Here is a 23,678-nt window from a genome sequence, read left to right as displayed (position 1 = left end):
ACGCATCCTCCTGCTGCTGGTGCTGCGCGAGGTGGACGCCGGCGCGCGGATCGTGCTCACCCGCCAGTGCCCGCCGCAACTGCCCGACGAGGCCTGCCGTGTCCGTCGCCACGACCGCGACCTGTACGGGCTCGTGGCGGGCGTCGGAGCGGCGCGATGCGGCGAGCGCGAGGTCGCGCAGCCGCCAGGAGGACTGCTCGTCCTGGGCCGCTTTCAGCACGTCCTCGATGGCTCGCCGAGCACCGGCCGGATCGGCCGCCCGGAACGTGAACAGTTCGGCGGGCCAGGCGTCCAGCGTGTGCGCGGGCGGGGTCGAGTCGGCGTAGGCCTCCAGCACCACATGGAAGTTGGTGCCGCCGAAGCCGAACGCGCTCAGCCCCGCGCGTCGTTCACGCGCCGGAGCCGCCCAGGGCCGGGTCCGTCCGTGGAACGCGAACGGGCTACTCGCCTCGTCCCAGGCGGCGTTGGGCCTGCTGACGTGCAGGGTCGGCGGCTTGACCCCGGTGTGCAGGGCGAGCACGGTCTTGATGAGGCCGGCCAGCCCGGCGGCGCACTTGGTGTGCCCGATCTGCGACTTGACCGAACCGAGCGCGACCGCCCCCGGTTCGGCCCCGGCCTCGCTGAACACCTCGCTCAGGATGGTGAGTTCGGTGCGGTCACCGACCACCGTTCCGGTGCCGTGCGCCTCGACGAGTCCGACCTCGGCGGGCGAGACGCCGGCGTTGCGGTACGCCCGCTGCAGCGCGGCCCGCTGGCCCTCGGGCCTGGGTGCCGTCAGCCCGAGGGAACGCCCGTCGCTGGAGCTGCCGACTCCCTTGATGACCCCGTAGATCCGGTCGCCGTCGCGCTCGGCGTCCGACAGCCGCTTCAGCACGACACACGCGACGCCCTCCCCCAGCGCGATCCCGTCCGCCGAGCTGTCGAAGGCGCGCGAACGCCCGGTCGGGGACAGGGCGTGCACGGAGGAGAAGAGCACGTAGTCGTTGATGCCGTTGTGCAGGTCGGCGCCGCCGCACAGCACGACGTCGCTGGTCCCGCCGACCAGTTCCTTGCAGGCCACGTCGACGGCGGCAAGCGACGAGGCGCACGCGGCGTCGACCGTGTAGTTGGCGCCGCCGAGGTCGAGGCGGTTGGCGATCCGGCCGGAGATCACGTTGGAGAGCATGCCGGGGAAGGAGTCCTCGGTGAGCCGGGGCAGCTGATCCGCGAGCCCGTCCGGCACCTTGCCGTAGTAGGAGGGCAGTACGGCCCGCAGTGTGCCCGCGTTGGACAGGTCGCTGCCCGCCTCCGCGCCGAAGACGACCGAGGTGCGCGAGCGGTCGAACTCCCGCCCCCGCTCGCCGTATCCGGCGTGCGCCAGGGCCCGGCGGGCGGCTTCGAGGGCCAGCAGCTGGACGGGCTCGATGCTGCCGAGCGAGGCGGGCGGAATGCCGTAGGACAGCGGGTCGAAGGGGATGCGGGGCAGGAAGCCGCCCCACTTGGAGGGCGTGACGCCACCGTCCCCGTTCCCGGCCGAGTAGTGCACGGCGGGGTCCCAGCGGTCGGCCGGCACCTCCGCCACCGCGTCGTGACCGCCGAGGACGTTCGCCCAGAAGGTGGCGAGGTCGGGGGCGTCCGGGAACATACAGGCCATGCCCACCACGGCGACGTCGAGGGGCGCGGGCGGCGGGGTTTCGGTGTCCTCCTCGGCCGCCGGGACACCGAGCCGCTCCCGCAGCTCGGCCGCCCGCCCCGTGAGGAAGTCGGCGGCGCCGTCGGCCACTGAGTGGTGCAGCGCCTCGATGGTGGTGGTCGCCGACCGCAGTACGGCCACTTCCCCGGCCATGAACATGCCCTCGGCGAGCTGCCGTTGCTCATCCACGGCCGCCAACTCGCCCTCGGTGCCCCGCTCGACGCCCTTGCTGGCGATGCGCAGCCGCCCGACGTTGAGCCGCTCCAGCCGCTCCCAGATCTGCCGCTCGGGCACCCCGCTCGCCCGCAACTCCGCCTCGAACTCACGGTAGTTGTCGCTGAACGGGCTGGGTACGCAGCGGGTTGCATGACCGGGCGCCGTCTCCAGCAGTGCGGTACTGGTCGCATCGACGACCTGGCGCTGGAAGAGCGGCTGGACCGCCCCGCAGGCCACCGCCTCCTCGGTGAACAGGTAGGCGGTGCCCATCAGTACGCCCATCGACGCACCGCGCGCAGTCAAAGGAGCGGCGAGGGCGGCGACCATCGCGGCCGACCGCTCGTCATGGATCCCACCCGCGAAGAACACCTCGATCCGCTCGGCGGCACCCTCCCCGGCTCCGGCCAAGTAGTCCTCGATGACGGCAAGTTGGGCCTCCCAGAGCGGAAAGCTGCCGCGCGGTCCGACATGCCCGCCGCACTCCGACCCCTCGAACACGAACCGGCGTGTCCCGGCCTCCAGGAACTGCTTCAGCAGGCCCGGCGAGGGCACGTGCAGGAAGGTGCTGATCCCGGCCCGCTCCAGCACCTCGGCCTGGGCGGGACGGCCGCCCGCGATGACGGCGTGCGTGGGCCGCAGCTCCCGTACGGCTTCGAGCTGGGCGTTTCGCAGTTCCTCGGGCGCGAACCCGAGTACGCCGACACCCCAGGGCCCGTCGTCCCCGACGGCTTCCCGGGTCTCGGCCAGCATGGCCCGGCTCTGCTCACCACTGGCGAGGGCCAGCGCGACGAACGGCAGCGCACCGCCCCGGGCGACGGCCGCGGCGAATCGCGCCTGGTCGCTGACGCGGGTCATCGGCCCCTGGGCGAGCGGGAGTTGAGTACCCAGAGCCCGGCTCATCGGAGAACCGGCGCGCAACGCCCGCAGAGGCCCCGCGCCTCGCACTCCATCCCGCAGACCGTCCCGTGCACCATCCCACGCGTCGTCCCGTACGACGTCCCGTACGACATCGCGGACCGCGTCGGTGAGGGCGCGGACCGTGCGGGCGGTGTCGCCCCAGTGGTCGGCGAAGCGGGCGGCGAGGAAGCCGTCCTGGCCGACCGGGAGGAGCTGGGTGCGCGGGTCCTGGGCGCCGAGCATCGCCGCGACCGCCGCCGGATCACCGGCTGGAACGGGCGGGGCGTCGGGGCCACGCCGGTGCAGTACGCGGTGACCGGCCACGACGACGGTCTCCGAGCCGTCCATCGAGCGAAGCGCGGCTGCCGTCGACTCCGGCAGCGAGGACTCGGCGAGGAGGGCGAGTTGGCTGTCGAGCACGACGCCCGCCGCTCCCCCGGCGACGGCGGCGGCGGCCGTACGGGGGCCGATGCCGCCGCGCGCCCAGACAGGGAGGCCGATGCCGGGTTCGGCGAGGAGCCGTTGCAGGAGGACGAAGGTGCTGAGGTCGCCGATCCGGCCGCCGCCGTCGCTGCCCCGGGCGATCAGCCCGTGCGCACCGGCGCGGACGGCCGCGAGGGCCTCCTCCAGGTCGGTGACCTCGACGAGGACGCGGTGGTGGGCGGCGACCTCGGCGACCGGCCGGAACGCGTCGGCGGCATCGGGGGCGAGGATCACGGTGTCGGGGGCGCCGTCGCCGACCAGATCGGTGGGGGTGAGCCGGCAGTGGGGGCCGATCCGTACGCCGTAGCGGAAGCCGGGGGCGGAGGGGGCGGCGAGGTGGCGTATTCGGGCCAGCGCGTCTCTGGCTCTCCGGTCACCGAGGCCCAGGTCGAGTACGCCCAGGCCGCCCGCGCGGCTCACGGCGGCGGCGAGCCGCGCGTCGGGCTCGCCGAAGGGGGTGACTCCAATGATCATGTCAACGGCGCGCACGACAGACGTCATGATTCTCCGAAATACTCGGTGAAACTGCACGGTGGGGGTTTTGTGGCGCGGAAGCACTTCACCTGAGAGGGAAACCACGGGGAAGCTAGCGCCGACATTACTCACGAGTCAACATGGCGTGGAACATTCCGTATGCGGCCGATTCCATTCGGCCACCACCGTGCAGCCGTACCAAGTCCCGAAAAACCGCCCAATTCCAATCAGTTTCGACGTCGCCGCAGACTGGCGGCGTACCTCTGGATGTCAGCAAGCCGTCAGACAACCAGGTGAATTCACTTCTGCCTCACGCCTCGGAAACACGGCGGGCAGGGGATGTAAACCTTGTAAATTCCTCGCGTACGCATCGCGACGGCTGAATCCGGGCATGCGGAAGTCGCCGCTTCGGCATGGCCAAAGGCCGCTGCCCGGCGACACTGACAGACCATCTAATTCCACACCCCCTGTCAGAACAAGAGGCAGGACACGACAGAACGAGCCGACCTCCCGGCGGAAACCCGGGAGGTCGGCTCGTTGCGAAGGCCGGTCGGCGGTCAGGCCTTGGCCTCGGACGCCTCCGGAGCGTGGGCCTCCGGAGCCGGCGCGGCCACCGCGACGGCCTCCGCCGGGCGGACCGGGATGAGGAAGGCGACGACCGCGGCCGCGAGTCCGACACCGCAGCCGATCATCATGGCGGCCCGGAATCCGGCCTCGGAGGGCAGCGCGAAGCCGCCGAAGTCGGTGGTCATCTGGGCCAGGACGACGCCGATGACAGCGGCCGAGACCGAGCTGCCGATCGAACGCATCAGGGTGTTGAAGCTGTTGGCGGAGGCGGTCTCGGACTGCGGGACGGCGCCCATGATGAGCGCCGGCATGGCGCCGTAGGCGAAGCCGACACCCGTGTTGCAGACGATGGTCACCGCGAGCAGACCCCAGGTGGAGCCGGTGCCGACGATCGGCAGCGAGATGCCGTACCCGACGGCGATGACCAGGCTGCCGATGGAGAGCGTGATCCTGGGGCCGGACTTGGCGGAGAGCATGGCGCCGAGCGGCGACATGACCATCATCATCAGGCCGGCCGGAGCCATCCAGAGCCCCATGGCGAGCATCGACTCGCCGAGCCCGTACCCGGTCTCCTTGGGCAGCTGCATCAGCTGGGGGATGACCAGGGCCTGCGCGTACATCGCGAACCCGACGAGAATCGAGGCCGCGTTGGTCATCAGCACCTGCGGACGGGCGGTCACGCGCAGGTCGACCAGCGGCTCGGTGTTGCGCAGCTCCCACCAGCCCCAGGCCAGCAGCACGACCACGGCTGCGGCGAACAGCCCGAGGGTGGTGCCGCTGCCCCAGCCCCAGTCGGCACCCTTCGACACGGCGAGGAGGAGGCAGATCAGCGCGGTGCCGAGCCCGATCGCGCCGAGCACGTCGAAGCGCCCGGCGTCGGTGTTCTCGCGCCCGTCGGGCACGAAGACCGAGATCAGCGTGGCGACGGCGAGGGCCAGCGCGGCCACGACCCAGAACAGCACCCGCCAGCTGGCGTTCTCGGCGATCGCCGCGGAGAACGGCAGGCCGAGCGCGCCGCCGACACCCATGGAGGCGCTCATGATCGCGATGGACGAGCCGAGCTTCTCCGCCGGTACGACGTCACGCATCAGGCTGATGCCCAGCGGGACGACGCCCATGCCCATGCCCTGCAGTCCGCGTCCGGCGATCATCGGGAGCACGGACGAGGACAGCGCGCAGACGACGGAACCCAGGATGAGCGGCACGAGCGAGGCGAGCAGCATGCGCTTCTTGCCGTACATGTCGCCGAGCCGGCCGGCGACCGGGGTCATCACCGCCGCGGCGAGCAGGGTGGCGGTGATCACCCAGGAAGCGTTCGAGGCGGAGGTGTCGAGCAGGGTCGGCAGCTCCCCGATCAGCGGGACCACGAGGGTCTGCGTGATCGCGGCCACGATGCCGGCGAAGGCGAGGATGCCGACAACTCTGCCGGAGCCGGCGTCGGGCTTGGAACTGTCCACTGGGTCACTCCTCGGAGCGGATGGGGATGGGGATGGGGATGCAGGCGCGAGTGCAGGGTGCGAAGGCGGGTGCGAATATCGCGATGTGCATAATGCACGAGAAGTGCATCATACATATCGCCGGTGAACGCACTAACTTTGGAGGGGGCCCACCGAGGGGAAGGCCCGTTCAGGAGCCGAAGGAAGCAGCCGCATGGACAAACCCGTTGATCTGGTCGAGTTCGAGATGATGCTGCTCGGCCGGTACATGCACCTGCTGTCACCGACGGCGCGGGGCGCGGTGGGACGGCTCGACCGCAGCGCGTACATCGTCCTCAGCCGCATCCAGGTGGAGGGGCCGATGTCCATCGGCCAACTCAGCGCCGCGTTCGGCCTGGACGTGTCCACGCTCAACCGGCAGACCGCCGCGATGGTCCGCGCCGGAATCGTCGAACGCATCCCCGACCCCGAGGGCGGCATCGCGCGCAAGTTCGCGATGACGGAGGAGGGCGAGCGGCGCCTGGCGGCCGACCGCACGGGGAACCGGGAGGGGCTGGCCAAGGTGGTGGTCGACTGGACGGCCGAGGAGGTCGCGGACTTCGCCGCCCATCTGAGCCGCCTCAACCGTGACGTGGAGCGACTGGACGGCCGGCCGTGGCCGCGCGACTGAGCGGCGCGACCGACAAGAGGTGAACGACCGTTCACACTTGAAGCGTGAACCATCTCGGCATGAATTGCCTCTGGCATGGGCAGAGTTGAGGTGCGCCGACCGTCCCGCGCCGTACTCCGGGAGGCAGCCCCGTCATGCACCCCGAGCCGGACCCCCGTAACCGTCGACCGTCCCGCCACCCTGCGCCCCGCCGGGTCGTCGTCACCGGTCTGGGCGCTGTCACCCCGCTCGGCGTCGGAGTTCCCGACCTCTGGCGAGGCCTCCTCGAAGGCCGGTGCGGCATAAGGGAGTTGACAGGCGAGGAGTTCAGCGGGCTACCGGTCCGCGTGGCCGGCACGGTCCCGGTGGACCCGGCCGGACTGCTCCCCCGCCCCCAGGCCCGCCGGATGAACCGGGCCGCGCAGTTCGGCGTACTGGCCGCGCGGGAGGCCTGGCGGGACGCGGGCTTCGACGGGTCGGGCACGGCGGCGAGCGGTCTGTCACCCGAGCGCGTGGGGGTGTCGGTGGGCGCGATCCTGGGTGACGCGTCGGTCCTCGTCGGCGGCGACCGCAGACTCCGCGACAAGGGTCCCCGAGCGGTCTCGCCGCTCACCACCCCCATGACGGTGCCGTCCCAGGCGGCCTCCCAGATCTCGCTGGCCCTGCGCATCACGGGCGAGGCCCGCACGGTGACCAGCGCCTGCGCGTCGGGCACGGAGGCGATCGGCCAGGCGATCGACCGCATCCGGTACGGCCATGTCGACGTCGCCCTCGCGGGAGGCGCCGAGGCTGTCGTCACGCCGGCGATCATGGCGTCGTTCGCCGCGATGCGCGCCCTGTCGACCCATCCCGCCGGGGAGCTGCCGTCCCGCCCCTTCGCCAGGGACCGGAACGGTTTCGTCAACGGCGAAGGCGCGGGTTTCCTGCTCCTGGAGTCCGAGGCGCACGCCCGGGCGAGGGGCGCCCGCGTCTACTGCGAGGCGGCCGGCTGGGGCCTGTCGGCCGACGCCCACCACATGGCGGCGCCGGACCCCTCGGGCACCGGCGTGGCCCTGGCCCTCCACCGCGCCCTGCGCGACGCCGGAGGCCGCCCCGCCGACGTGATCCACGTCAACGCCCACGCCACGGCCACGATCGACGGCGACCTCGCGGAGGCGCACGCGCTGCGGGCGGTACTGGGCGCGGTGGGCACGCCCCGCGTCCCCGTCACGGCCCTCAAGGGCCACCTCGGCCACCTCCAGGGCGCCGCGGGCGGGGTGGAGGCGGTGGCCACGGTTCTGACCCTGCACCACGGCACGATCCCGCCGACGATCGGCTGCGCGGAGGGCGAGCAGGACGAGGCGATCGACCTGGACGTGGTGCGCGGCGCCCCACGTCCGCTGCCCGACCACGGCGATCTGGCCCTCAGCAACTCGTTCGGCTTCGGCGGCCACAACGCGGTGCTCGCGCTACGGCGTGAGCGCTTCACCGGATAGGCGGTTCGCGCTTGGAGCGAGGAGCGGAAGGCGAAGGGCGAACGGCGAGAAGCGAGGGAGATCACGCCGAACGTCTGCGGGTGGCCGTCTTCTTGGCACCGGCCTTCTCGGCAACAGCCTTCTTGGCAACGGCCTTCTTGGCGACGGCCTTCTTCGCCGTGGTCTTCTTGGCGGCGCCGGTCGACTTGTTGCCGGTGGTGGTCTTCTTGGTGGCGGCCTTCTTCGCAGTGGAGGTCGACTTCTTCCCCGCGTCGGCCTTGGGGGTGGCCTTCGAAGGCGCGGCCTTGGACGCCGTACGAGGCCCACGCAGGGGCTTGACCTGCCCGTCCGCCCCGCCCGGCTCGTCCTCGGCGGCCCTCTCGACCTGCTCCCCCCTTGATTCCTTCGCCTCCCGCACGCTCTTCTCCAGCGCGGCCATCAGGTCGAGCACCTTGCCGCCACCGCTGGGTGCCGGGGCGTGCGGGGCCTCCTCGCCGGAGGCCTTCGCGGCGATGAGTTCCTCGACGGCCTCGCGGTAGTCGTCGTGGAGGTCGGCGAGGTCGACCTCACCGAGGGTGGCCATGAGGGCGTCGGCGAGATCGAGTTCCTGGTCCCGCACGGTGACGCCGGTATCCGGCGCGACCCCGTCCGTGGCCCGGATCTCGTCGGGCCAGAGCAGCCCGTGCATGGCGATGACGTCGTCGACGACCCGCAGCATCCCGAGCCGTTCCCGCCCCCGGAGCGCGAACTTGGCGATGGCGACCTTCTGGCTGCGCTTCAGCGCCTCGCGCAGCAGGGTGTAGGGCTTGGCGGCCGGGACCCCGTTCGCGGAGAGGTAGTAGGCGGTGTCCATCTGCAGCGGATCGATACGGTCGCCGGGCACGAAGGCGACGATCTCGATGGTCTTGGCGGTGGGCAGGGGAAGCGACCCCAGATCCTCGTCCGTGATCGGGATCATCGCCCCGTCGGCACCCTCGTACGCCTTTCCGATCTCGTCGCTTCTGACCTCGCGGTCCTCCAGCTCGCACACCTTGCGATAGCGGATGCGCCCGCCGTCCTCGACGTGGATCTGCCGGAAGGAGATCGAGTGGCTCTCGGTGGCGTTGACGAGCTTGATCGGGATGCTGACCAGCCCGAAGGAGATGGCGCCGTTCCATATGGATCGCACGGGGTGAACCTTCCTCCGGTGGCGTCTTTGCCCTGTTTTCGTGGGATTCTCATCGTATGACGCCGATCACGGAGGTGGCGGGGCGAAGGGTGGCCCTCTCCAACCTGGAGAAGGTGATCCACCCGGCGACCGGCTTCACCAAGGGTGAGCTGCTGCACTACTACGCCACCACGGCCGACGTCCTCCTCCCCCACCTCCACGACCGCCCGGTGTCCTTCCTGCGCTACCCGGACGGTCCCGACGGCCAGGTCTTCTTCGCCAAGAACGTGCCGCCGGGTACGCCCGACTGGGTGACGACGGCGCACGTGCCGCGCTCGGAGGGGCCGGCCCGCATGGTCCTGATCCAGGACCTCCCCTCGCTGATGTGGGCGGCGAACCTGGTCACCGAGTTCCACACCCCGCAGTGGCTGATCGACGCCCCCGGCGAGGCCGACCGCATGGTCCTCGACCTGGACCCCGGCCATCCGGCGACGATCGTGGAGTGCTGCGAGGTGGCGCTCTGGCTACGGGAGCGGCTGGCGGCGGACGGGATCGAGGCGTACGCGAAGACGTCCGGCTCGAAGGGCCTGCACCTCCTGACGGCGCCGGCGACCCGCACCCCGTCCGGCGAGATCACGGCGTACGCGAAGGAACTGGCGGTCGAGGCGGAACGCACCCTCCCTCACCTGGTCGTCCACCGCATGACGCGCAGCCTGCGCCCAGGAAAGGTCTTCGTCGACTACAGCCAGAACGCGGCCAGGAAGACCACGGCGACCCCGTACACCCTCCGCGCCCGCGCCGAACCGACGGCGTCGACACCGGTGACGTGGGAGGAGGTAGCGGGGTGTACGAACCCCGCCCAACTCACGTTCAGGGCGGGGGACATCGCGGCCCGGCTGCGGTTGCACGGGGATCTGATGTCACCCCTGCAACCGCAGGCACCATGAGCGTGCTGGTTCCGCCCAGGGGGTCCGCGTCTTCAGCTCTGTTTTCCCTCGCATACGACGGTGCCGTCCAGCGTGTGAGGGATCCGCGAGCCGCAGGCGACCATCCTCCAGTCGAGCCGCAGCGTGTACGGGTCTCCGTTCACGTGGTAGTCGATCCACGCGGTGTCGATGTAGCCGCCCTGCCTACCCACGTCCAGGACGAACAGCAGCTCAGTGAAGCCTGTTCCTTCCTTGTCCTGGTCCGCGCAGCTCTGGGTGATGCGGCTGCCCGCCCGGGCGTCCTTGTAATCACCGGGCGCCTTGCGCTGCTGGAAGTGCGGTGGTGCGCCCAAAGCGGCACCGATCTGGCCGGCGTCGACAGTTGACCTCCACAGCTGCGGAGTGACGGTCCGCAGCTTCAGGGACACCGACTTCGGCTTCACCGGGGCGCGGTAACGGATGCCGTCGACGGTGATGGGATCCCCGTCGGTCGAGCAGAGCAGATAGCTGCCGAACGTCACAGCCCACGGAGCCTTCTTCGGCGCGTAGACCGAAGTTGTACCGGTGTCGGTGTGTGACTGGAGCGGGCCGTCCCCGCTGACGTGCTCCACCCGTTTGTCACCGAACGGCCAACCGGTCAGCAGCGATACCGTCACGGCCACGGCCGTCGCGGCGGCGGCCAGGATCAGTACGCTCTTCCCCTTGCGTCCGCGACGGAGCCGCCGTGCGGGCACGGCGGCTTCCTCGCGCGTGGAACTCCTGGTCACAGTTCCTCTTGGATGCGGTTGTAAAACTGCTGGACCTTGGGCGCATAGCCCGGCTTGTCCGTGTTGCCGCACAACGAGTCGTGTCCGGCGTCCATCTTGTAACTGAGCGTGGAGCCCTTGGTGTAGACCCGCGAAGTGCTCAGGTCGATGCCGATCACCGAACCGAACTTGACGCCGCCGGAGTTCGAGTACGCCTTGCCGGTGCTCTTCGTCCAGGTACCGGCAGGCATGTCGAAGACGCACTTCGCACGGGACAGCCAGTTCGGCGGGTTGGCGTCCACGTGGATCGTCTTGACTCCGCCGGTCTCCGAGACGGCCTTCAACTTGCGGTTGATGATCACGCCGCCGCAATCGTACTTGTACCTGTAGTAGCGCGCCTCGGCCCGGTACGCCATGTTCGGGTTGGTGTCCGGATCCCACTGGAAGTTGAAGCCCTTGGTGTTGGCGACTGCGGCACTGCCGGAGGCGGACCACTTCGTGCCGCGCTTCGTGCCGTAGCCCGGGGCGGCCGGGAAGCCCTCGCCGATGGTGGCCCAGGCGTCGTTCTGGCCGATCTTCGTGGTCGTGCAGGTGTCGGCGCGGGACATGAACGCGGCCTTCGCCCCCTTCGGGGCCTTGCCCAGATGCACATTGGCCTTGGGCGCCCGGCTCACGGCGGAGCGGGCGGTCGCGCTGCGGCCGGAGGCGAGCGGGTCGGCCCAACTCCGGGCCGAGGCGGACCGGGTGGCCGCCACGTCGCCGACGAGACGCACGGACTGGGTCGTCCACGCGCAACTGTCACTCTGCGGGTCGTGGATCTCCAGCTCCAGCGAGACCAGGCCGTTCGAGCCGATGTAGCGGTCCGGCACATCGGCCGGAGCGACCGCGACGCTGAACGAGTTGCCGGTGGTGCTGATCCCCGTGGTGGGCAGCTTCAGCATGGGGACCTTCTCGCCGTCGGCGAGATTGGCCGTCTCTACGGCGGACAGGTCGGCGCGCAACGTGAACCGAGCCCGGTCCAGCGGTATCTAGGTGTCGACCTGCCCGGTGAACGCCACCGGATCCCCGGTTGCCGCCTGTGAAGCGGGTACGTCGACGAGCCCAGCGACGGTGCAGACTCCCGCCGCCGGCAGAGCGAGTTTCCTCGTGATCATGCGGTTCCCCCTATGTACGGCTGCACACACCGGTCAAGCCTGCGTAGGGGATCAAAGCATGCTCGTCACGCGAGGAATCGGATCAAATGGTTCCGACTGTGGTTGAGAAGGCATGTGGTGATTGCTCCTTGGGGTTGCCCTGAGCCTTGGCAACCCCTCTCTACCTTTCCATCGCCGATTCATGACTGCAAACATCACGGATGGAGATCAAACCGACACCGCGCCGCGATCGTGCGGGGACCGGCCGCAGTCAGTCCGGCGAACCGGTCTGCGGGCGGGTCACGCAGTGGATACTTAGGCTCATGATTCGCGCGGTGGTCTTCGACGTCGGCGAGTGTCTCGTGGACGAGACACGGGAGTACGGCACTTGGGCCGACTGGCTCCAGGTGCCCCGCCACACCTTCGCCGCCGTGTTTGGTGCGGTCATCGCCCAGGGGCGTGACTACCGGGAGACGAGACCTTCGAGGAGTTCCGGCCGGGTTTCGACCTGGACGTGGAGCGCGAGAAGCGGGCCGGCGCCGGACATCCCGAAGCGTTCGACGAGACGGACCTCTATGAGGACGTACGGCCGGTACTCACCCAACTCCGGGCCGACGGACTATGGCTGGGCATCGCGGGCAACCAGACGGTCCGGGCCGGGAAGATCCTCCGCGAGCTGTTCAGCGACGACGTCGATCTGATCGGAACGTCGGACGACTGGGGCGCGAGCAAACCGGACCCCGAGTTCTTCCATCGCGTCGCCGAAGTCGTCCCGTTCGCCGACGACGAGATCCTGTACGTCGGTGACCGAGTCGACAACGACCTCCGTCCGGCCGTAGCCGCAGGCATGCACACCGCGTTGGTGCGTCGCGGGCCGTGGGCGACGATCCAGTGGCAGACCGACGAAGCGAAGAAGCTCCCGACGTTCAGGATCGAGAGCCTCGACGAACTGCCCGCCCTGATCCGGGTGGGCCGTCACTGACCATCACAAGGGGGACGCGGTCAGGTCGCCCGGAGCCAGAAGTGCAGCAGGTCGGTGTCGGTGGCGGGGGTGGGCTTGCCGTCCGGGTCGGTGACCGTGGTCACGGTCAGGCCGGCGGTCGTGGCCAGCTTCTCGAAGCCGTCCCGGGTGTACCAGTGCAGGATCCACGGGCGGTCCTCGACGCTGCTGTCCGAGCCGTGGTGGCGTTCGTAGCGCAGCAGGGTCGTCTGTGTCCGGGCCGTCTCGTCGCGTTGCTCGGCGACGACGGAGAAGCGGAGCTCCGCGCCGTCGGGTGCGACGGTCGTGCGCACGTCGCCGAGTTGTTCGGCCGGGGTCGGCGCGGGGGTGAAGAGCGGCACCAGGGCGGTGCCGCCCTCCGCCAGGTGAGCGCGAACCCCGCGGAGGGCGGCCAGCGCCGTGTCGTCGTCGGGCAGCAGGTTGAAGGTCGGTCCGGCGAGGAAGATCGCCCGGTAGCGGCGGGGCAGGTCCAGAGCCTCCATGCGCTGATGGAACACGGTGGCGGCGATGCCCTGTTCGTCCGCCCGGCGGCCGAGACGTTCGAGCATGTCGGCGGAGGAGTCGACGCCGTCGACGTCCAGGCCGCGCCGGCGCAGTTCGAGCAGCGGATCACCGTCCCCGCACCCCAGCTCCAGTGCCGGCAGGCCGGCTCGCTGGATGAAGGCCGCATAGGGCTCGGGGTCCTGGGAGAAGGATTTCAGCGGTGCGTAGAGCTCCGCGACGATGCCGGTGTAGAAGTCAGCTGGGTCCACGTCCGGCACCCTACGCAGGCCGCCGCGTAAGTTCACTCGAATATCAACGGCGCCCCGCTCACGACGAGTTGGCCCAGGTCCCCCGGTCCCGGGCCACCGCGTGCAACGCCTCCACGTCCGCCGGCTTCAGTACGCCCCCCAGTCGCGCCAGCCCCGACAGGTCCGTGTCCACGAGGACCCTGACCTCTCTCAGCGGCACCGTCACCTTCAGATCGGCCGGGCCTGCCAGGGCCAGCACGGGGTGAACCTCCGCCGTCAGGGCGTACGAGGCACGGTCGGCGTCCGAGCGGACCCGGCGCAGGAGGGGGAGGGGGTCGCGGCGGCCCAGGGAGACCATCGGGTCGGCCACCAGGACCCGCTGCTTACGGGCGTACAGGGTGTGGACCGCGAAGAGGCCGCCCGGGCCGATCACCAGGTGGTGGACCCGGTCACCGCCGGGGAGCGGGATCGAGTGCAGGGTGTGCCAGCCCGCGCCCTCCAGCGCCTCCAGGGCCCCGCCCACCGCCTGCTCCGCCGCCAGGGCACGCCTCCGGGGGTCCGGGCGGAGGCGGTGCGGTGGGCCCGGGTCACGGTCCAGGGCGATCTGGAGGGCCTCGCCGGGACGGTTCGGGGCCAGGTCGTCGTCGGGGTGGAGGGAGAGCCGGGCCAGCTCCGCCGGGGTCGGGACCGGGGGCGGGCCCACCGTCACCGGGCCCGTCAGGAACGGGCCCAGGGCTTCCATTACGTCCCCTCTGAGGTCGTCGCTCAGCAGGTTGACCCGGGACGACTCACGGTCGTACCAGGCGACGTTCCGCCCGTCCGTCAGACACACGTACAGCCGTTCGTGGCCTTGGCGCCAGGCCGGTACGACGCGCAGTCCGCTCATCCACCATCACCCCAATCCCCGCATGGCCATGGGAACAGGCGGGGTGCTGCGGGGGCAAGAACCCGGCTACCTTTGGGGAAAGTTGGGGTGGAGTCGGTTGCCCGAGTGGGGAGGCGGCGTAGTTGCGGACCCGCAGGAAACAGCCCGACGTACCGGCCCCTGGCGAGCCCTGGAGCGAGATCGTGCCCGGGCTGTGGATGGGTGGACACGAGTTCACGCGTCGCCCTGGAGAGCTTGAACTCGCCGTGGTGCACGATGAGTTCGACCTGGTCGTGACCCTGCTGAGGCTGCCGGGGTACGGGCCCGATCCCGGCGTCGAGCATCACGTGTGGTCGATTCCGGACGGGCCGCTCGACGGGACCCAGCTCGCCGGTGTGATCCGGCTCGCGGAGACGGTGTGCACCGCGCTGGAGGACGGGCGCAGTGTGCTGGTGCGCTGTTACAGCGGGTACAACCGCTCGGGGCTCGTCGTCGCGCACGCCCTCGTTCACGACGGGCACAGCACCGACGAGGCGATCCGTCTCATCAGATCCCGCCGCTCCCCCTGGGCCCTGCACAACCAGCTGTTCGTCGAGTACCTGCGGACGGGCCTGCCCACGGCCCGGCTGCTGGAGGAGCTGGCCGAGTAGGCGGCATCTGAAACGGTGAGGACCGCCCGAGCCGCCAGGCCGGCCCAGTCAGCCCGATCAGCCCGCCCGGAAAATGCGACTTCCCTGCGAATAAGGTGTCGTGGACGAGGCGACCCCGCCCGCCCCGCCCGTCCCCGCCCGACACAGGAGTGCATTGAATCCTCCCCCAGCTGAAGCAGGGGATTCCTGGCGCACGCTGCCCGCGGGTCAACGACTCGACAGGTCTTCCACGATCAACACCAGCCGGGACGAAACCTGCCCGGTTTGGTACGGCAAAGCTAGGAGGTGCATGTGCTGTCTTGGTTCTCGATCAGCACACGTACGGAGCTCAGTTCTCGCACCGCAAGCCGGGCAGCCTACCCGGTCACGTGGGCGGTCTTTCGCCCTGGAGGCGAGACCCCGTTTCCTGCCCTGCTCCGCAGGAGTCCGATTCCTCCCCGGCCTGAAGGCCGGGGCATCCTCGGAGGACCTCGGTGAACCGCAGCCGCGCCTCCTCCCGTGTCCCCCTCGCCGCCCTGGCTCTGACCCTCGCCGTCCTCGCCTCCGGCTGCGGTGACGCCGGCGGGCTGCGGGGCGCCGGGCCGACCGCCACCGCCGTCAGCCCCGCCCGGCTCTGGCCCGACCTGCCCGCCGCCTCCAGCCCCGCCTGGGACTACGGCGAGGCCGAGACCGAGACCGTGAAGGGCATCACCGCCCCCGGTGACGACATCCACAAGGTCGACCCGGTGGCCGTCGTACGGGCGGAGATCGCCACCCACCACGACGTGTACACCGCCGACAACTCCCCGTACGCCGGGACGGCCGCCCGTATGGCCGCCTGCGGCCGGAAGGGCCGTACGGGCACCGGCGAAACGGGCGGCAGCGGGACCGGCGCCTGTCCCGTCCTCAAGGCCTACTACCGCGACCTCACCGGCGACGGCCGCGACGACATGGCCCTCGGTTTCCGGCTGCTGCCGGGCAACGGGACGGCCGTACGCGTGTACACCTTCCAGCGGCACAAGCTGGTGCAGATCATGGCCAACGACGACGCCGTGACCGCCGTGGAACTGGCTGGCCGGGCCGTGATCATCCGCTCGCCGTCGCAGATCCCGGGGTACGAGTACCGCACCCAGTGGACCTGGGACGCCGACCAGAAGGCGATGCTGCTCACCCGGGACGAGTTCCTGCGCACCGGCAAACCCAAGCGCGCCCACGCCCCCGTGGCGTCGTCCTCGGCCTCCACCTCCGCCGCTTCGTCGGGCTCCTCGTCCGCGAGTGCCCGGTGAGGGTCGCGCTGCCCGGATGGGCAGGCACTCTCGCCGCCAAGGCCGCGCTGTTCATCACGGGGATGTGCTGCGCGCTCGCCGCCCTGCTCGGCGTCCTCGTGCATGTCTCGGTGACCCATCAGACCGTCGACCAGGCCCGTGACCGCGCCCTGTCCCGACTGGTGGAGGCCACGGACGCGTACGAGGCCGGGGACGCCCTCCGGCCCCACACCGGCATCGACCCCGAGGGGCTGCCGAAGGCGCTGCGGGCGCTCGCGGCGGCCGGGGAGCGCGGCACGATGGTCACCGACCACGACGGGGTGCCGACGATGTGGGCGGCCGGTCCGGCGGACGGCGGGCACGCGCTCGCCGTGGCGCTCGACTACTCGCAGAGCGCCCGTACGATCGAGGGCCTCGACCGGGCCATCCTGTGGTCGTCGGGCCTCGCCATCGGCGCGACGCTGCTGGTCGGCGCGTTCGCGGTGACCCGGGTGACCCGTCGGCTGCACGCGACCGCCCAGGTGGCCCGCCGGATCAGCGCCGGCGACCTGGACGCCCGCGTCGGTGACTCCCGTACGCAGGATCCGAACCGTTCGCCGGACGAGGTCGCCGCCGTCGCCGCCGCGCTCGACACCATGGCCGCCTCGCTGCAGCGCAAACTGCTCAGCGAGCAGCGCTTCACCGCCGACGTGGCCCACGAACTGCGCACCCCGCTCACCGGGCTGCACGCGGCGGCCGAACTGCTGCCGCCCGGGCGGCCGACCGAGCTGGTCAGGGACCGGGTCGCCGCGCTGCGTACGCTCACCGAGGACCTGCTCGAGATCTCCCGGCTGGACACGGGCAAGGAGCGGCTGGAGGTCGACACCGAGGCGCTCGGCGCCCTCGCCGAACGGGTCGTGCGGATCGTGCGTGCCTCGGGAAACTCGGCGCAGCCGGCGACCTCCGGGAGTGCGGGGGCCCCTGGATCCGACACGGAGATCGTCGTCGTCCGGGACACCCGCGTCGACACCGACCGACGTCGGCTCGAACGGGTGCTCGGCAATCTGGTCGCCAACGCCCACCGGCACGGCCGTACGCCCGTGACGCTGACCATCGACGGGCCGGTCGTGACCGTGCGGGACCACGGTGACGGCTTCCCGGAGTACGTGGTGGAGCACGGGCCGCAGCGGTTCCGTACGGAGGGCGGGGCGACCGGACACGGGCTGGGGCTGACGATCGCGTTGGGCCAGGCGGAGGTACTGGGCGCCCGGCTGACCTTCACCAACATGCCGGACAGTGCGGGCGGCGGCGCTCTGGCCACGCTCACCCTGGCCGAATCGCGGGGGCTCGCCACCAACGGCCCAGCGTGACGGGCGCCTTACACGACCGGCTCCTAGCGTGGCGGTTAGTCAGCTCTGTCCGGCCAAAGGAGCCCACATGTCACCGCGGACCACCCTGACCCGCCTCGGCATAACCGCCGCCGCCACCGCGCTCTCCCTCGGGGCCGTCACCCCGGCACTCGCGAGCCCCGCCGACGACGACTGGGGCAGCAGCTGGAACCAGAACCAGAACCAGCAGCCGCCGAACAACCAGAATCAGAACCCGAACCAGAATCAGAACAACCAGAACAATCCGAACAACAACGGCGGCGGCGGGCAGCAACAGCAGAGCAACAGCAGCTGGAACCAGCAGGGCGGCAACCAGCAGAGCGGCAACGGCGACTGGGGTCAGCACAACAACACCAGCAGCAACACCGTCCTCTACAAGGGGATCGTCACCGCCACCAGCGGACTGCGGCTGCGCAGCGCGCCGAATCGCGGCAGCGCCATCATCCGGGTCGTCCCCAAGGGCGCGATCGTCACCATCTTCTGCAAGGTCGGCGGTGAGAACGTCGACGGCAACTCGCTCTGGTACCTCCTCACGGACGGCACCTGGGCCTGGGGCGCCGCCCGCTACATCGACAACATCGGCGCCGCGCCACGCTTCTGCTGACCGATAAGTCGTGAGCTTTGGGTAGATTCCGGACATGACGAAGCCCGGAACCACCGTGGCGGCGGAGTACGAGGAATCCCCGAAGCCCTGGCTCTCGGAGCCCGCCGATCCCTCCGATCCCGCCCCGCGCGTCCCCCGGCGCCGTGGCATCGAGCTGGCCCTCATCGTCGTCGCCGTCCTCCTCTGCGTGTACGGCTACTGCGATGTGGGCCTCGCGAGGAACGGCACCGTCCCGCCCGGCGCCGCCGGCTACGGCGCCGGGCTCGGCGTGCTCGCGCTCCTCGCCCATGTCGCGGTACGCCGGCGCGCCCCCTGCGCCGACCCGCTCCTGCTGCCCATCGGCGTGCTGCTCAACGGCCTCGGTCTGGTCCTCATCCACCGGCTCGACCTGGAGACGCCGGGGCACCGGGCCGCCCCCGCCCAACTCGTCTGGTCCACGGTCGGCGTGGCACTGTTCGTCGTGGTCGTCGTGCTGCTGCGCGACCACCGTGTCCTCCAGCGGTACGCGTACGTCTGTGTGGCCGCCGCCCTCGTCCTGCTGACCCTTCCGATCTTCTTCCCGTCGGTGAACGGGGCCCGCATCTGGATCCGGATCGCCGGATTCTCCATCCAGCCGGGCGAGTTCGCGAAGGTGCTGCTGGCGGTCTTCTTCGCCGCGTACCTAGCCGCCAACCGGAACGCGCTCGCGTACACCGGCCGCCAGATCTGGCGGCTCAGCCTTCTCCAGCTTCCCACCGGACGGGTCCTCGGCCCGATCGTGGCGATCTGGCTGATCAGCGTCGGCGTGCTGGTCCTGGAGCGCGACCTCGGCACCTCGCTCCTCTTCTTCGGCCTCTTCGTGGTCCTCCTGTACGTGGCCACGGGCCGCACCGGCTGGATCGCGGTCGGTCTGGCGCTGGCCGCGCTGGGCGCCTTCGCCGTCGGCACCCTCGAACCGCACGTCCACAGCCGGGTCGAGGACTGGCTGCACCCGTTCGCGACGATCGAGGCAGGTCAGGGGCCCAACCAGCTCTCCCAGTCGCTGTTCGCGTTCGCGGCGGGCGGCATGCTCGGCACCGGGCTGGGGCGCGGCCACTCGATCCTGATCGGCTTCGCGGCCAAGTCGGACTTCATCCTGGCGACGGCCGGCGAGGAACTCGGGCTGGCCGGTCTCGCCGCGATCGTCATCCTGTACGCCCTTCTGGTGGAGCGCGGCTACCGGGCCGGCCTCTCGCTGCGCGACCCCTTCGGCCGGCTGCTCGCGGTCGGCCTCGCCTCGATCGTGGCGCTCCAGGTGTTCGTGATCGCGGGCGGGGTGTCGGGCCTCATCCCGCTCACCGGTATGGCGATGCCGTTCCTGGCGCAGGGAGGTTCGTCCGTCGTCACCAACTGGATCATCGTGGCGCTGCTGATCCGGATCAGCGACTCGGCCCGCCGCCGGCACACGGACGACGACGGGCGGACCACACCATGACGAGACAGCCCGAACGGGCGCGAAAACCACGGCAGATGACGCGTTGCATCAAGCACGCCGCCCTCTTCTGCGCCCTGCTGCTCCTCGCCCTTCTCGTCAACGTCACCCGCGTCCAGGTCGTCCAGGCCCAGCGCTACGACGACAACCCGGCCAACCGCCGCCAGGTGATCGCCCGTTACGGCCAGCCACGCGGACCCATCCTGGTCGGCGGCCGGCCGGTCACCGGGTCCACCGACACCGGGGAGCAGCTCCGCTACGAACGGACGTACAAGAACGGCCCGTTGTACGCCCCGGTCACCGGCTTCGCCTCCCAGGTGTACGGCACGACGTTCCTGGAGCACGCGGAGGACGGCGTCCTGTCGGGCACCGATCCGCTGCTCTCCCCGCTCCCGCTGTGGAACGACGTGACACGGGCGCGGAACCCCGGCGGCAAGGTGGTGACGACCATCGACCCGGCCGCTCAGCAGGCCGCCTTCGAGGGGCTCGCCGGGCGCAAGGGCGCGGTGGCGGCCGTGGAGCCGTCGACCGGGCGCATCCTCGCCCTGGTCTCCGCGCCGTCGTACGACCCCGCCGTACTGTCCGGCAACAGGCGTTCCGTGGAACGAAGTTGGCGGCGGCTGAACGGCGATCCCGACAAGCCGATGCTCAACCGGGCGGCGCGGCAGACCTATCCGCCGGGTTCGACGTTCAAGGTGGTCACGGCGGCGGCGGCCCTCGACGCCGGGGTGATCACCGATCTGGACGAGCCGACCCGCTCCCCCGACCCGTACCGCCTCCCCGGTACGTCCACGGTGCTGACGAACGAGGGCGACGGCTGCGCGGACGCCTCGCTGCGGGAGGCGTTCACCTGGTCGTGCAACACGGTCTTCGCCAAGCTGGGCGTGGACGTGGGGGTCGCCGGTCTGGCGGCCACGGCGGACGGCTTCGGTTTCAACGACTCGGGGCTGCGCATCCCCTTCTCGGTCGCGCGGAGCACCCTGGACCGGCACGTCGACAGAGCGCAGCTGGCGCTGTCCGCGATCGGCCAGTACAACACGCGGGCCACGCCGTTGCAGATGGCACTGGTCGCGGCGGCGGTCGCCAACGGCGGTCAGGTGCCGTCCCCTTACCTGGTGGACCGGTCAACCACCGCTCGTGGCACGACGGTTGCCACACCGGGGGTACGGAGCCGGCTCCGGGCGATGAGTCCGTCGACGGCCGTACGGATGCGTGAGCTGATGCGGGACGTCGTGGAACGGGGTACCGGCACCAACGCGGCGATCCGGGGGGCCGTGGTCGGCGGCAAGACCGGTACCGCCCAGCACGGCATCGGCAACTCCGGTACGCCGTACGCCTGGTTCGTGTCATGGGCGCAGGGCGGAGGGGACGTCGAGCCGACGGTGGCCGTCGCGGTGGTGGTCGAGGACGCCTCCGCCGACCGTACGGACATCAGCGGGGGCGGGACGGCGGCGCCGATCGCCCGGGCGGTGATGGAGGCGGTGCTCGGCAGGTGAGATATGAGGGTGCGAGGGCCGGTCCCCCGACCTACCGTGCGGCCATGACGCCATCAACGGAAGCCGCGTACGGACTCGCCCACGAACTGGCCCAGGTCAACATCGGTCGTCTCAAAGCCCCTCTGGAATCGGCGCAGTTGAAGCCGTTCGCCGACGGCCTCGATCCTGTCAACGCCGTCGCCGACGCCTCGGACGGGTTCGTCTGGAGGCTGCAGGGCGAGACGGGTGACGCGACGGACACGCACATGTTCGACGACGAGTGGATCCTGGTGAACATGTCGGTGTGGCGGGACACGAACGCGCTCACGGCGTTCATGTACCAGGGGCAGCACCGGGAACTGCTGGCGCGCCGGAGGGAGTTCTTCGAGCGGCTGGCGGAGGCGGTCACGGCTCTGTGGTGGGTGCCGGCGGGACACCGGCCGACCGTGGAGGAGGCGGAGACCCGCCTCCTCCATCTGCGTGCGCACGGACCGACCGAGTACGCGTTCACCCTGCGTACGTCGTTCCCGCCGGGCCCCGCGAGCCCGGCGTCGGACCCGGGCGTGGAGTCGCTCAGCCGATCGGCTTCCTGATCTCCTCGCGGATCTTGACGGCGGTCTCGGCCGCCGCCGCGAGGTCCACCTGAGCGGGCTTCTTCGTGACCGTGTCGGCGGTGATCTCGGCGACGGAGGCACCGGTGTTGCCGTCCACCCAGCCGCAGACGGGGATGGTGATCTCCGTACCGAGCTGGGTCTGGACGAGCACCTCGCAGGTCACGGTCACGTCGGAGCCGGCCGGCTTGAAGTCCTTGGGCTTGACGGCGACCTTGGCACCCTTGCCGCCGGCCGCGCCCTCCATCATGTTGTCGCGGGCCAGGCCGGTGTTCTTGAACCGCCCGTACATGCCGGAGATCACCAGCGTGCCCTGCGCCTGGTCACCGCCGAGGCTGTACTGACCGACCACCGCCTTGGTGTCCCGGGCGTCCCAGGCACCGTCAGCCTCGTCCTCGATGGTCTTGCCCTCGGCGCCGGAGAGGTCGCTCGCGAGCTCGTACTTGTCGTCGAGCACCTTCTGCGGCAGCGTCAGCTTGTACTCGGCGTCGGGAAACCCGGTGTCGGACTTCGCGCCGATCCAGTAGAGGCCGGCCACGCCCGCCACGGCCAGCACGACGACACCGCCGACGATGCCGAGGATCAGGCCGAGCCGGCTCTTCCTGGGCGGCAGCACCGGCGCACCCCAGGGAGCGGGGGCGGGCGCGCCGTAGGGCTGCTGCTGCCCGTAGGGGGACGGGGGCGGAGGCTGCTGCTGGCCGTACGGACCCGGCTGCGGGGCCTGATACGGCGGCGGAGGCGGCTGCTGGCCGTAGGGGCCCGGCGTCGGGGGCGGGCCATAGGGGTTCTCGGGCGGCTGGGGCGGCGGAGTCGTGGACACGCCAGAACGCTACTGCACTCGGGTGACCGCGTAAGCCTCGCATAAGGCTACGCGCGAGTACGTCCAGGGGATTGACCGACTTGCTGACAAGCGGTCTCATAAGAATGTGACGACAGTGACCGAAGCCGAGATACTCCGCGACGCCCTCGGGGTGCTGAAGGACCGCGAGCAGGTGGCCGAGCGCCTCCTCGACGCGTCCGCGAAACACTCCTTCGACCCCGACAGGGAACTGGACTGGGACGCCCCCTTCGAGGACGGCAAGTGGTTCTGGCCGCCCGAGCTGGTCTCCCTGTACGGCACTCCGCTGTGGAAACGGATGAGCGAGGAGCAGCGCATCCTGCTCTCCCGCCACGAGGCGGCGGCGCTCGCCTCGCTCGGCATCTGGTTCGAGATCATCCTGATGCAGCTCCTCGTACGGCACATCTACGACAAGGCGGCGACGAGCGCGCACGTCCGTTACGCCCTGACGGAGATCGAGGACGAGTGCCGTCACTCGAAGATGTTCGCCCGTCTGATCAGCCGCGGCGGCACCCCCTACTACCAGGTCAGCCGGGCGCACCAGAACCTCGGCCGCTTCTTCAAGACGGTGTCGACCACCCCCGGTTCCTTCACGGCGACCCTGCTCGGCGAGGAGGTCCTCGACTGGATGCAGCGCCTGACGTTCCCGGACGAGCGCGTCCAGCCGCTGATCAGGGGCGTGACGAGAATCCATGTGGTGGAGGAGGCCCGCCACGTCCGCTACGCCCGGGAGGAACTCCGCCGCCAGATGGTGACGGCCCCGAGGTGGTCCCAGGAGTACACCCGCGTCACGTCCGGCGAGTTCGCCCGCGTGTTCTCGGTCGCCTTCGTCAACCCGGACGTCTACGCGAACGTGGGGCTGGACCGGGCGGAGGCGGTGGCCCAGGTGCAGGCCAGCGGGCATCGACGCGAGGTCATGCAGACCGGCGCGAAGAAGCTGACGGACTTCCTGGACGACATCGGGGTGCTGCGGGGTGTCGGCCGACGGCTGTGGAGGTCTTCGGGGCTGCTGGCGTGATGTCGGAGTGCGGGCCCGTGGGGGC

Annotated in this window: 20 protein-coding genes and 1 pseudogene; 12 read left to right on the top strand and 9 right to left on the bottom strand. The window is 70.7% G+C overall.

Annotated features, from left to right (window positions below; all coding sequences use genetic code 11):
- Both STRTUCAR8_RS28590 and STRTUCAR8_RS28585 read right to left on the bottom strand, forming a co-directional pair.
- On the bottom strand, positions 1–3,769 hold a 3,769-nt coding region (locus STRTUCAR8_RS28590; RefSeq protein ID WP_044473054.1), incomplete at its 3' end, for a beta-ketoacyl synthase N-terminal-like domain-containing protein.
- Positions 3,770–4,299: 530 nt separating this feature from the next.
- On the bottom strand, positions 4,300–5,766 hold the full coding sequence (locus STRTUCAR8_RS28585; RefSeq protein WP_006379557.1) for an MFS transporter: 1,467 nt from the start codon (positions 5,764–5,766) through the stop codon (positions 4,300–4,302).
- A gap of 193 nt (positions 5,767–5,959) precedes the next feature.
- Between STRTUCAR8_RS28585 and STRTUCAR8_RS28580 the strand changes: the two genes are divergently transcribed.
- The gene (locus tag STRTUCAR8_RS28580; protein WP_006379564.1) at positions 5,960–6,415 is read left to right on the top strand and encodes a MarR family winged helix-turn-helix transcriptional regulator; all 456 of its coding nucleotides are present in this window, start codon (positions 5,960–5,962) and stop codon (positions 6,413–6,415) included.
- 134 nt (positions 6,416–6,549) lie between these two features.
- Entirely contained in the window at positions 6,550–7,869 is a 1,320-nt protein-coding gene (locus STRTUCAR8_RS28575) for a beta-ketoacyl-[acyl-carrier-protein] synthase family protein (RefSeq protein ID WP_006379552.1), read from the top strand.
- Positions 7,870–7,930: 61 nt separating this feature from the next.
- Here the strand turns inward: STRTUCAR8_RS28575 and ku are convergent, their stop codons facing one another.
- Positions 7,931–9,016: a non-homologous end joining protein Ku gene (gene ku, locus STRTUCAR8_RS28570; RefSeq protein WP_006379569.1), complete on the bottom strand. Its 1,086-nt coding sequence runs from the start codon at positions 9,014–9,016 to the stop codon at positions 7,931–7,933.
- A 56-nt stretch (positions 9,017–9,072) separates the two neighbouring features.
- Here ku and ligD point away from each other — a divergent pair, with 56 nt between their 5' ends.
- Positions 9,073–9,942: a non-homologous end-joining DNA ligase gene (gene ligD, locus STRTUCAR8_RS28565; protein ID WP_006379566.1), complete on the top strand. Its 870-nt coding sequence runs from the start codon at positions 9,073–9,075 to the stop codon at positions 9,940–9,942.
- Positions 9,943–9,974: 32 nt separating this feature from the next.
- Here the strand turns inward: ligD and STRTUCAR8_RS28560 are convergent, their stop codons facing one another.
- The 3 genes from STRTUCAR8_RS28560 to STRTUCAR8_RS55200 all read right to left on the bottom strand — a co-directional run bounded on the left by STRTUCAR8_RS28560 (position 9,975) and on the right by STRTUCAR8_RS55200 (position 11,821).
- On the bottom strand, positions 9,975–10,688 hold the full coding sequence (locus tag STRTUCAR8_RS28560) for a hypothetical protein (RefSeq protein WP_234372518.1): 714 nt from the start codon (positions 10,686–10,688) through the stop codon (positions 9,975–9,977).
- Entirely contained in the window at positions 10,685–11,608 is a 924-nt protein-coding gene (locus tag STRTUCAR8_RS28555) for a hypothetical protein (protein WP_234372517.1), read from the bottom strand. The genes STRTUCAR8_RS28560 and STRTUCAR8_RS28555 overlap by 4 nt, the downstream gene beginning before the upstream one ends.
- Positions 11,609–11,695: 87 nt before the next feature.
- A complete protein-coding gene (locus STRTUCAR8_RS55200) occupies positions 11,696–11,821 on the bottom strand; it encodes a hypothetical protein (protein ID WP_006379572.1) in 126 nt (41 codons plus the stop codon).
- 302 nt (positions 11,822–12,123) lie between these two features.
- Here STRTUCAR8_RS55200 and STRTUCAR8_RS28550 point away from each other — a divergent pair.
- Positions 12,124–12,782, top strand: a pseudogene (locus STRTUCAR8_RS28550) (HAD family hydrolase).
- A gap of 20 nt (positions 12,783–12,802) precedes the next feature.
- On the opposite strand, the gene STRTUCAR8_RS28545 reads toward STRTUCAR8_RS28550, so the two are convergent.
- Both STRTUCAR8_RS28545 and STRTUCAR8_RS28540 read right to left on the bottom strand, forming a co-directional pair.
- Positions 12,803–13,552, bottom strand: coding sequence for a class I SAM-dependent methyltransferase (locus STRTUCAR8_RS28545; protein ID WP_006379554.1), 750 nt, complete (start codon positions 13,550–13,552; stop codon positions 12,803–12,805).
- A gap of 58 nt (positions 13,553–13,610) precedes the next feature.
- Positions 13,611–14,417, bottom strand: a complete 807-nt coding sequence (locus STRTUCAR8_RS28540) for a nuclease-related domain-containing protein (RefSeq protein ID WP_006379565.1) — start codon at positions 14,415–14,417, stop codon at positions 13,611–13,613.
- Between the two features lie 122 nt (positions 14,418–14,539).
- Between STRTUCAR8_RS28540 and STRTUCAR8_RS28535 the strand changes: the two genes are divergently transcribed.
- The 7 genes from STRTUCAR8_RS28535 (at position 14,540) to STRTUCAR8_RS28505 (ending at position 21,779) form a co-directional block, all read left to right on the top strand.
- Positions 14,540–15,046 carry a protein-tyrosine phosphatase family protein gene (locus STRTUCAR8_RS28535; RefSeq protein WP_006379556.1) on the top strand — a complete coding sequence of 169 codons (507 nt, stop codon included), beginning with the start codon at positions 14,540–14,542 and terminating at the stop codon, positions 15,044–15,046.
- Between the two features lie 473 nt (positions 15,047–15,519).
- A complete protein-coding gene (locus STRTUCAR8_RS28530; protein WP_006379559.1) occupies positions 15,520–16,311 on the top strand; it encodes a hypothetical protein in 792 nt (263 codons plus the stop codon).
- Positions 16,308–17,639, top strand: a complete 1,332-nt coding sequence (locus tag STRTUCAR8_RS28525; RefSeq protein ID WP_006379561.1) for a sensor histidine kinase — start codon at positions 16,308–16,310, stop codon at positions 17,637–17,639. The genes STRTUCAR8_RS28530 and STRTUCAR8_RS28525 overlap by 4 nt, the downstream gene beginning before the upstream one ends.
- Positions 17,640–17,706: 67 nt before the next feature.
- On the top strand, positions 17,707–18,261 hold the full coding sequence (locus STRTUCAR8_RS48800; RefSeq protein ID WP_006379560.1) for an SH3 domain-containing protein: 555 nt from the start codon (positions 17,707–17,709) through the stop codon (positions 18,259–18,261).
- 34 nt (positions 18,262–18,295) lie between these two features.
- Positions 18,296–19,714: an FtsW/RodA/SpoVE family cell cycle protein gene (locus STRTUCAR8_RS28515; protein ID WP_006379558.1), complete on the top strand. Its 1,419-nt coding sequence runs from the start codon at positions 18,296–18,298 to the stop codon at positions 19,712–19,714.
- A 35-nt stretch (positions 19,715–19,749) separates the two neighbouring features.
- Positions 19,750–21,207, top strand: coding sequence for a penicillin-binding transpeptidase domain-containing protein (locus tag STRTUCAR8_RS28510; RefSeq protein ID WP_044473051.1), 1,458 nt, complete (start codon positions 19,750–19,752; stop codon positions 21,205–21,207).
- A gap of 44 nt (positions 21,208–21,251) precedes the next feature.
- Complete coding sequence (locus tag STRTUCAR8_RS28505) at positions 21,252–21,779, top strand: DUF3291 domain-containing protein (protein WP_006379563.1); 528 nt, start codon at positions 21,252–21,254, stop codon at positions 21,777–21,779.
- On the opposite strand, the gene STRTUCAR8_RS28500 is transcribed toward STRTUCAR8_RS28505, so the two are convergent.
- The gene (locus STRTUCAR8_RS28500) at positions 21,760–22,617 is read right to left on the bottom strand and encodes a hypothetical protein (protein WP_006379571.1); all 858 of its coding nucleotides are present in this window, start codon (positions 22,615–22,617) and stop codon (positions 21,760–21,762) included. The two genes, STRTUCAR8_RS28505 and STRTUCAR8_RS28500, sit on opposite strands and share 20 nt — an antisense overlap.
- 106 nt (positions 22,618–22,723) lie before the next feature.
- Between STRTUCAR8_RS28500 and STRTUCAR8_RS28495 the strand changes: the two genes are divergently transcribed.
- Positions 22,724–23,653, top strand: coding sequence for an AurF N-oxygenase family protein (locus STRTUCAR8_RS28495; protein ID WP_044473050.1), 930 nt, complete (start codon positions 22,724–22,726; stop codon positions 23,651–23,653).
- Positions 23,654–23,678: the final 25 nt, after the last annotated feature.

This window comes from Streptomyces turgidiscabies Car8 (genome assembly GCF_000331005.1).
Lineage (GTDB): Bacteria > Actinomycetota > Actinomycetes > Streptomycetales > Streptomycetaceae > Streptomyces > Streptomyces turgidiscabies.
Note: the sequence above shows the minus strand (reverse complement) of the source record. Positions and strands in the feature narration are given on the sequence as shown.

Excerpts from the sequence above, each read along its gene's own strand:
- STRTUCAR8_RS28580 (WP_006379564.1), top strand. The coding sequence starts at position 5,960 with ATGGACAAACCCGTTGATCTGGTCGAGTTCGAGATGATGCTGCTCGGC.
- STRTUCAR8_RS28575 (WP_006379552.1), top strand. The coding sequence starts at position 6,550 with ATGCACCCCGAGCCGGACCCCCGTAACCGTCGACCGTCCCGCCACCCT.
- ligD (WP_006379566.1), top strand. The coding sequence starts at position 9,073 with ATGACGCCGATCACGGAGGTGGCGGGGCGAAGGGTGGCCCTCTCCAAC.
- STRTUCAR8_RS28555 (WP_234372517.1), bottom strand. The coding sequence starts at position 11,608 with ATGCTGAAGCTGCCCACCACGGGGATCAGCACCACCGGCAACTCGTTC.
- STRTUCAR8_RS55200 (WP_006379572.1), bottom strand. The coding sequence starts at position 11,821 with ATGATCACGAGGAAACTCGCTCTGCCGGCGGCGGGAGTCTGCACCGTC.
- STRTUCAR8_RS28540 (WP_006379565.1), bottom strand. The coding sequence starts at position 14,417 with ATGAGCGGACTGCGCGTCGTACCGGCCTGGCGCCAAGGCCACGAACGG.
- STRTUCAR8_RS48800 (WP_006379560.1), top strand. The coding sequence starts at position 17,707 with ATGTCACCGCGGACCACCCTGACCCGCCTCGGCATAACCGCCGCCGCC.
- STRTUCAR8_RS28515 (WP_006379558.1), top strand. The coding sequence starts at position 18,296 with ATGACGAAGCCCGGAACCACCGTGGCGGCGGAGTACGAGGAATCCCCG.
- STRTUCAR8_RS28510 (WP_044473051.1), top strand. The coding sequence starts at position 19,750 with ATGACGCGTTGCATCAAGCACGCCGCCCTCTTCTGCGCCCTGCTGCTC.
- STRTUCAR8_RS28505 (WP_006379563.1), top strand. The coding sequence starts at position 21,252 with ATGACGCCATCAACGGAAGCCGCGTACGGACTCGCCCACGAACTGGCC.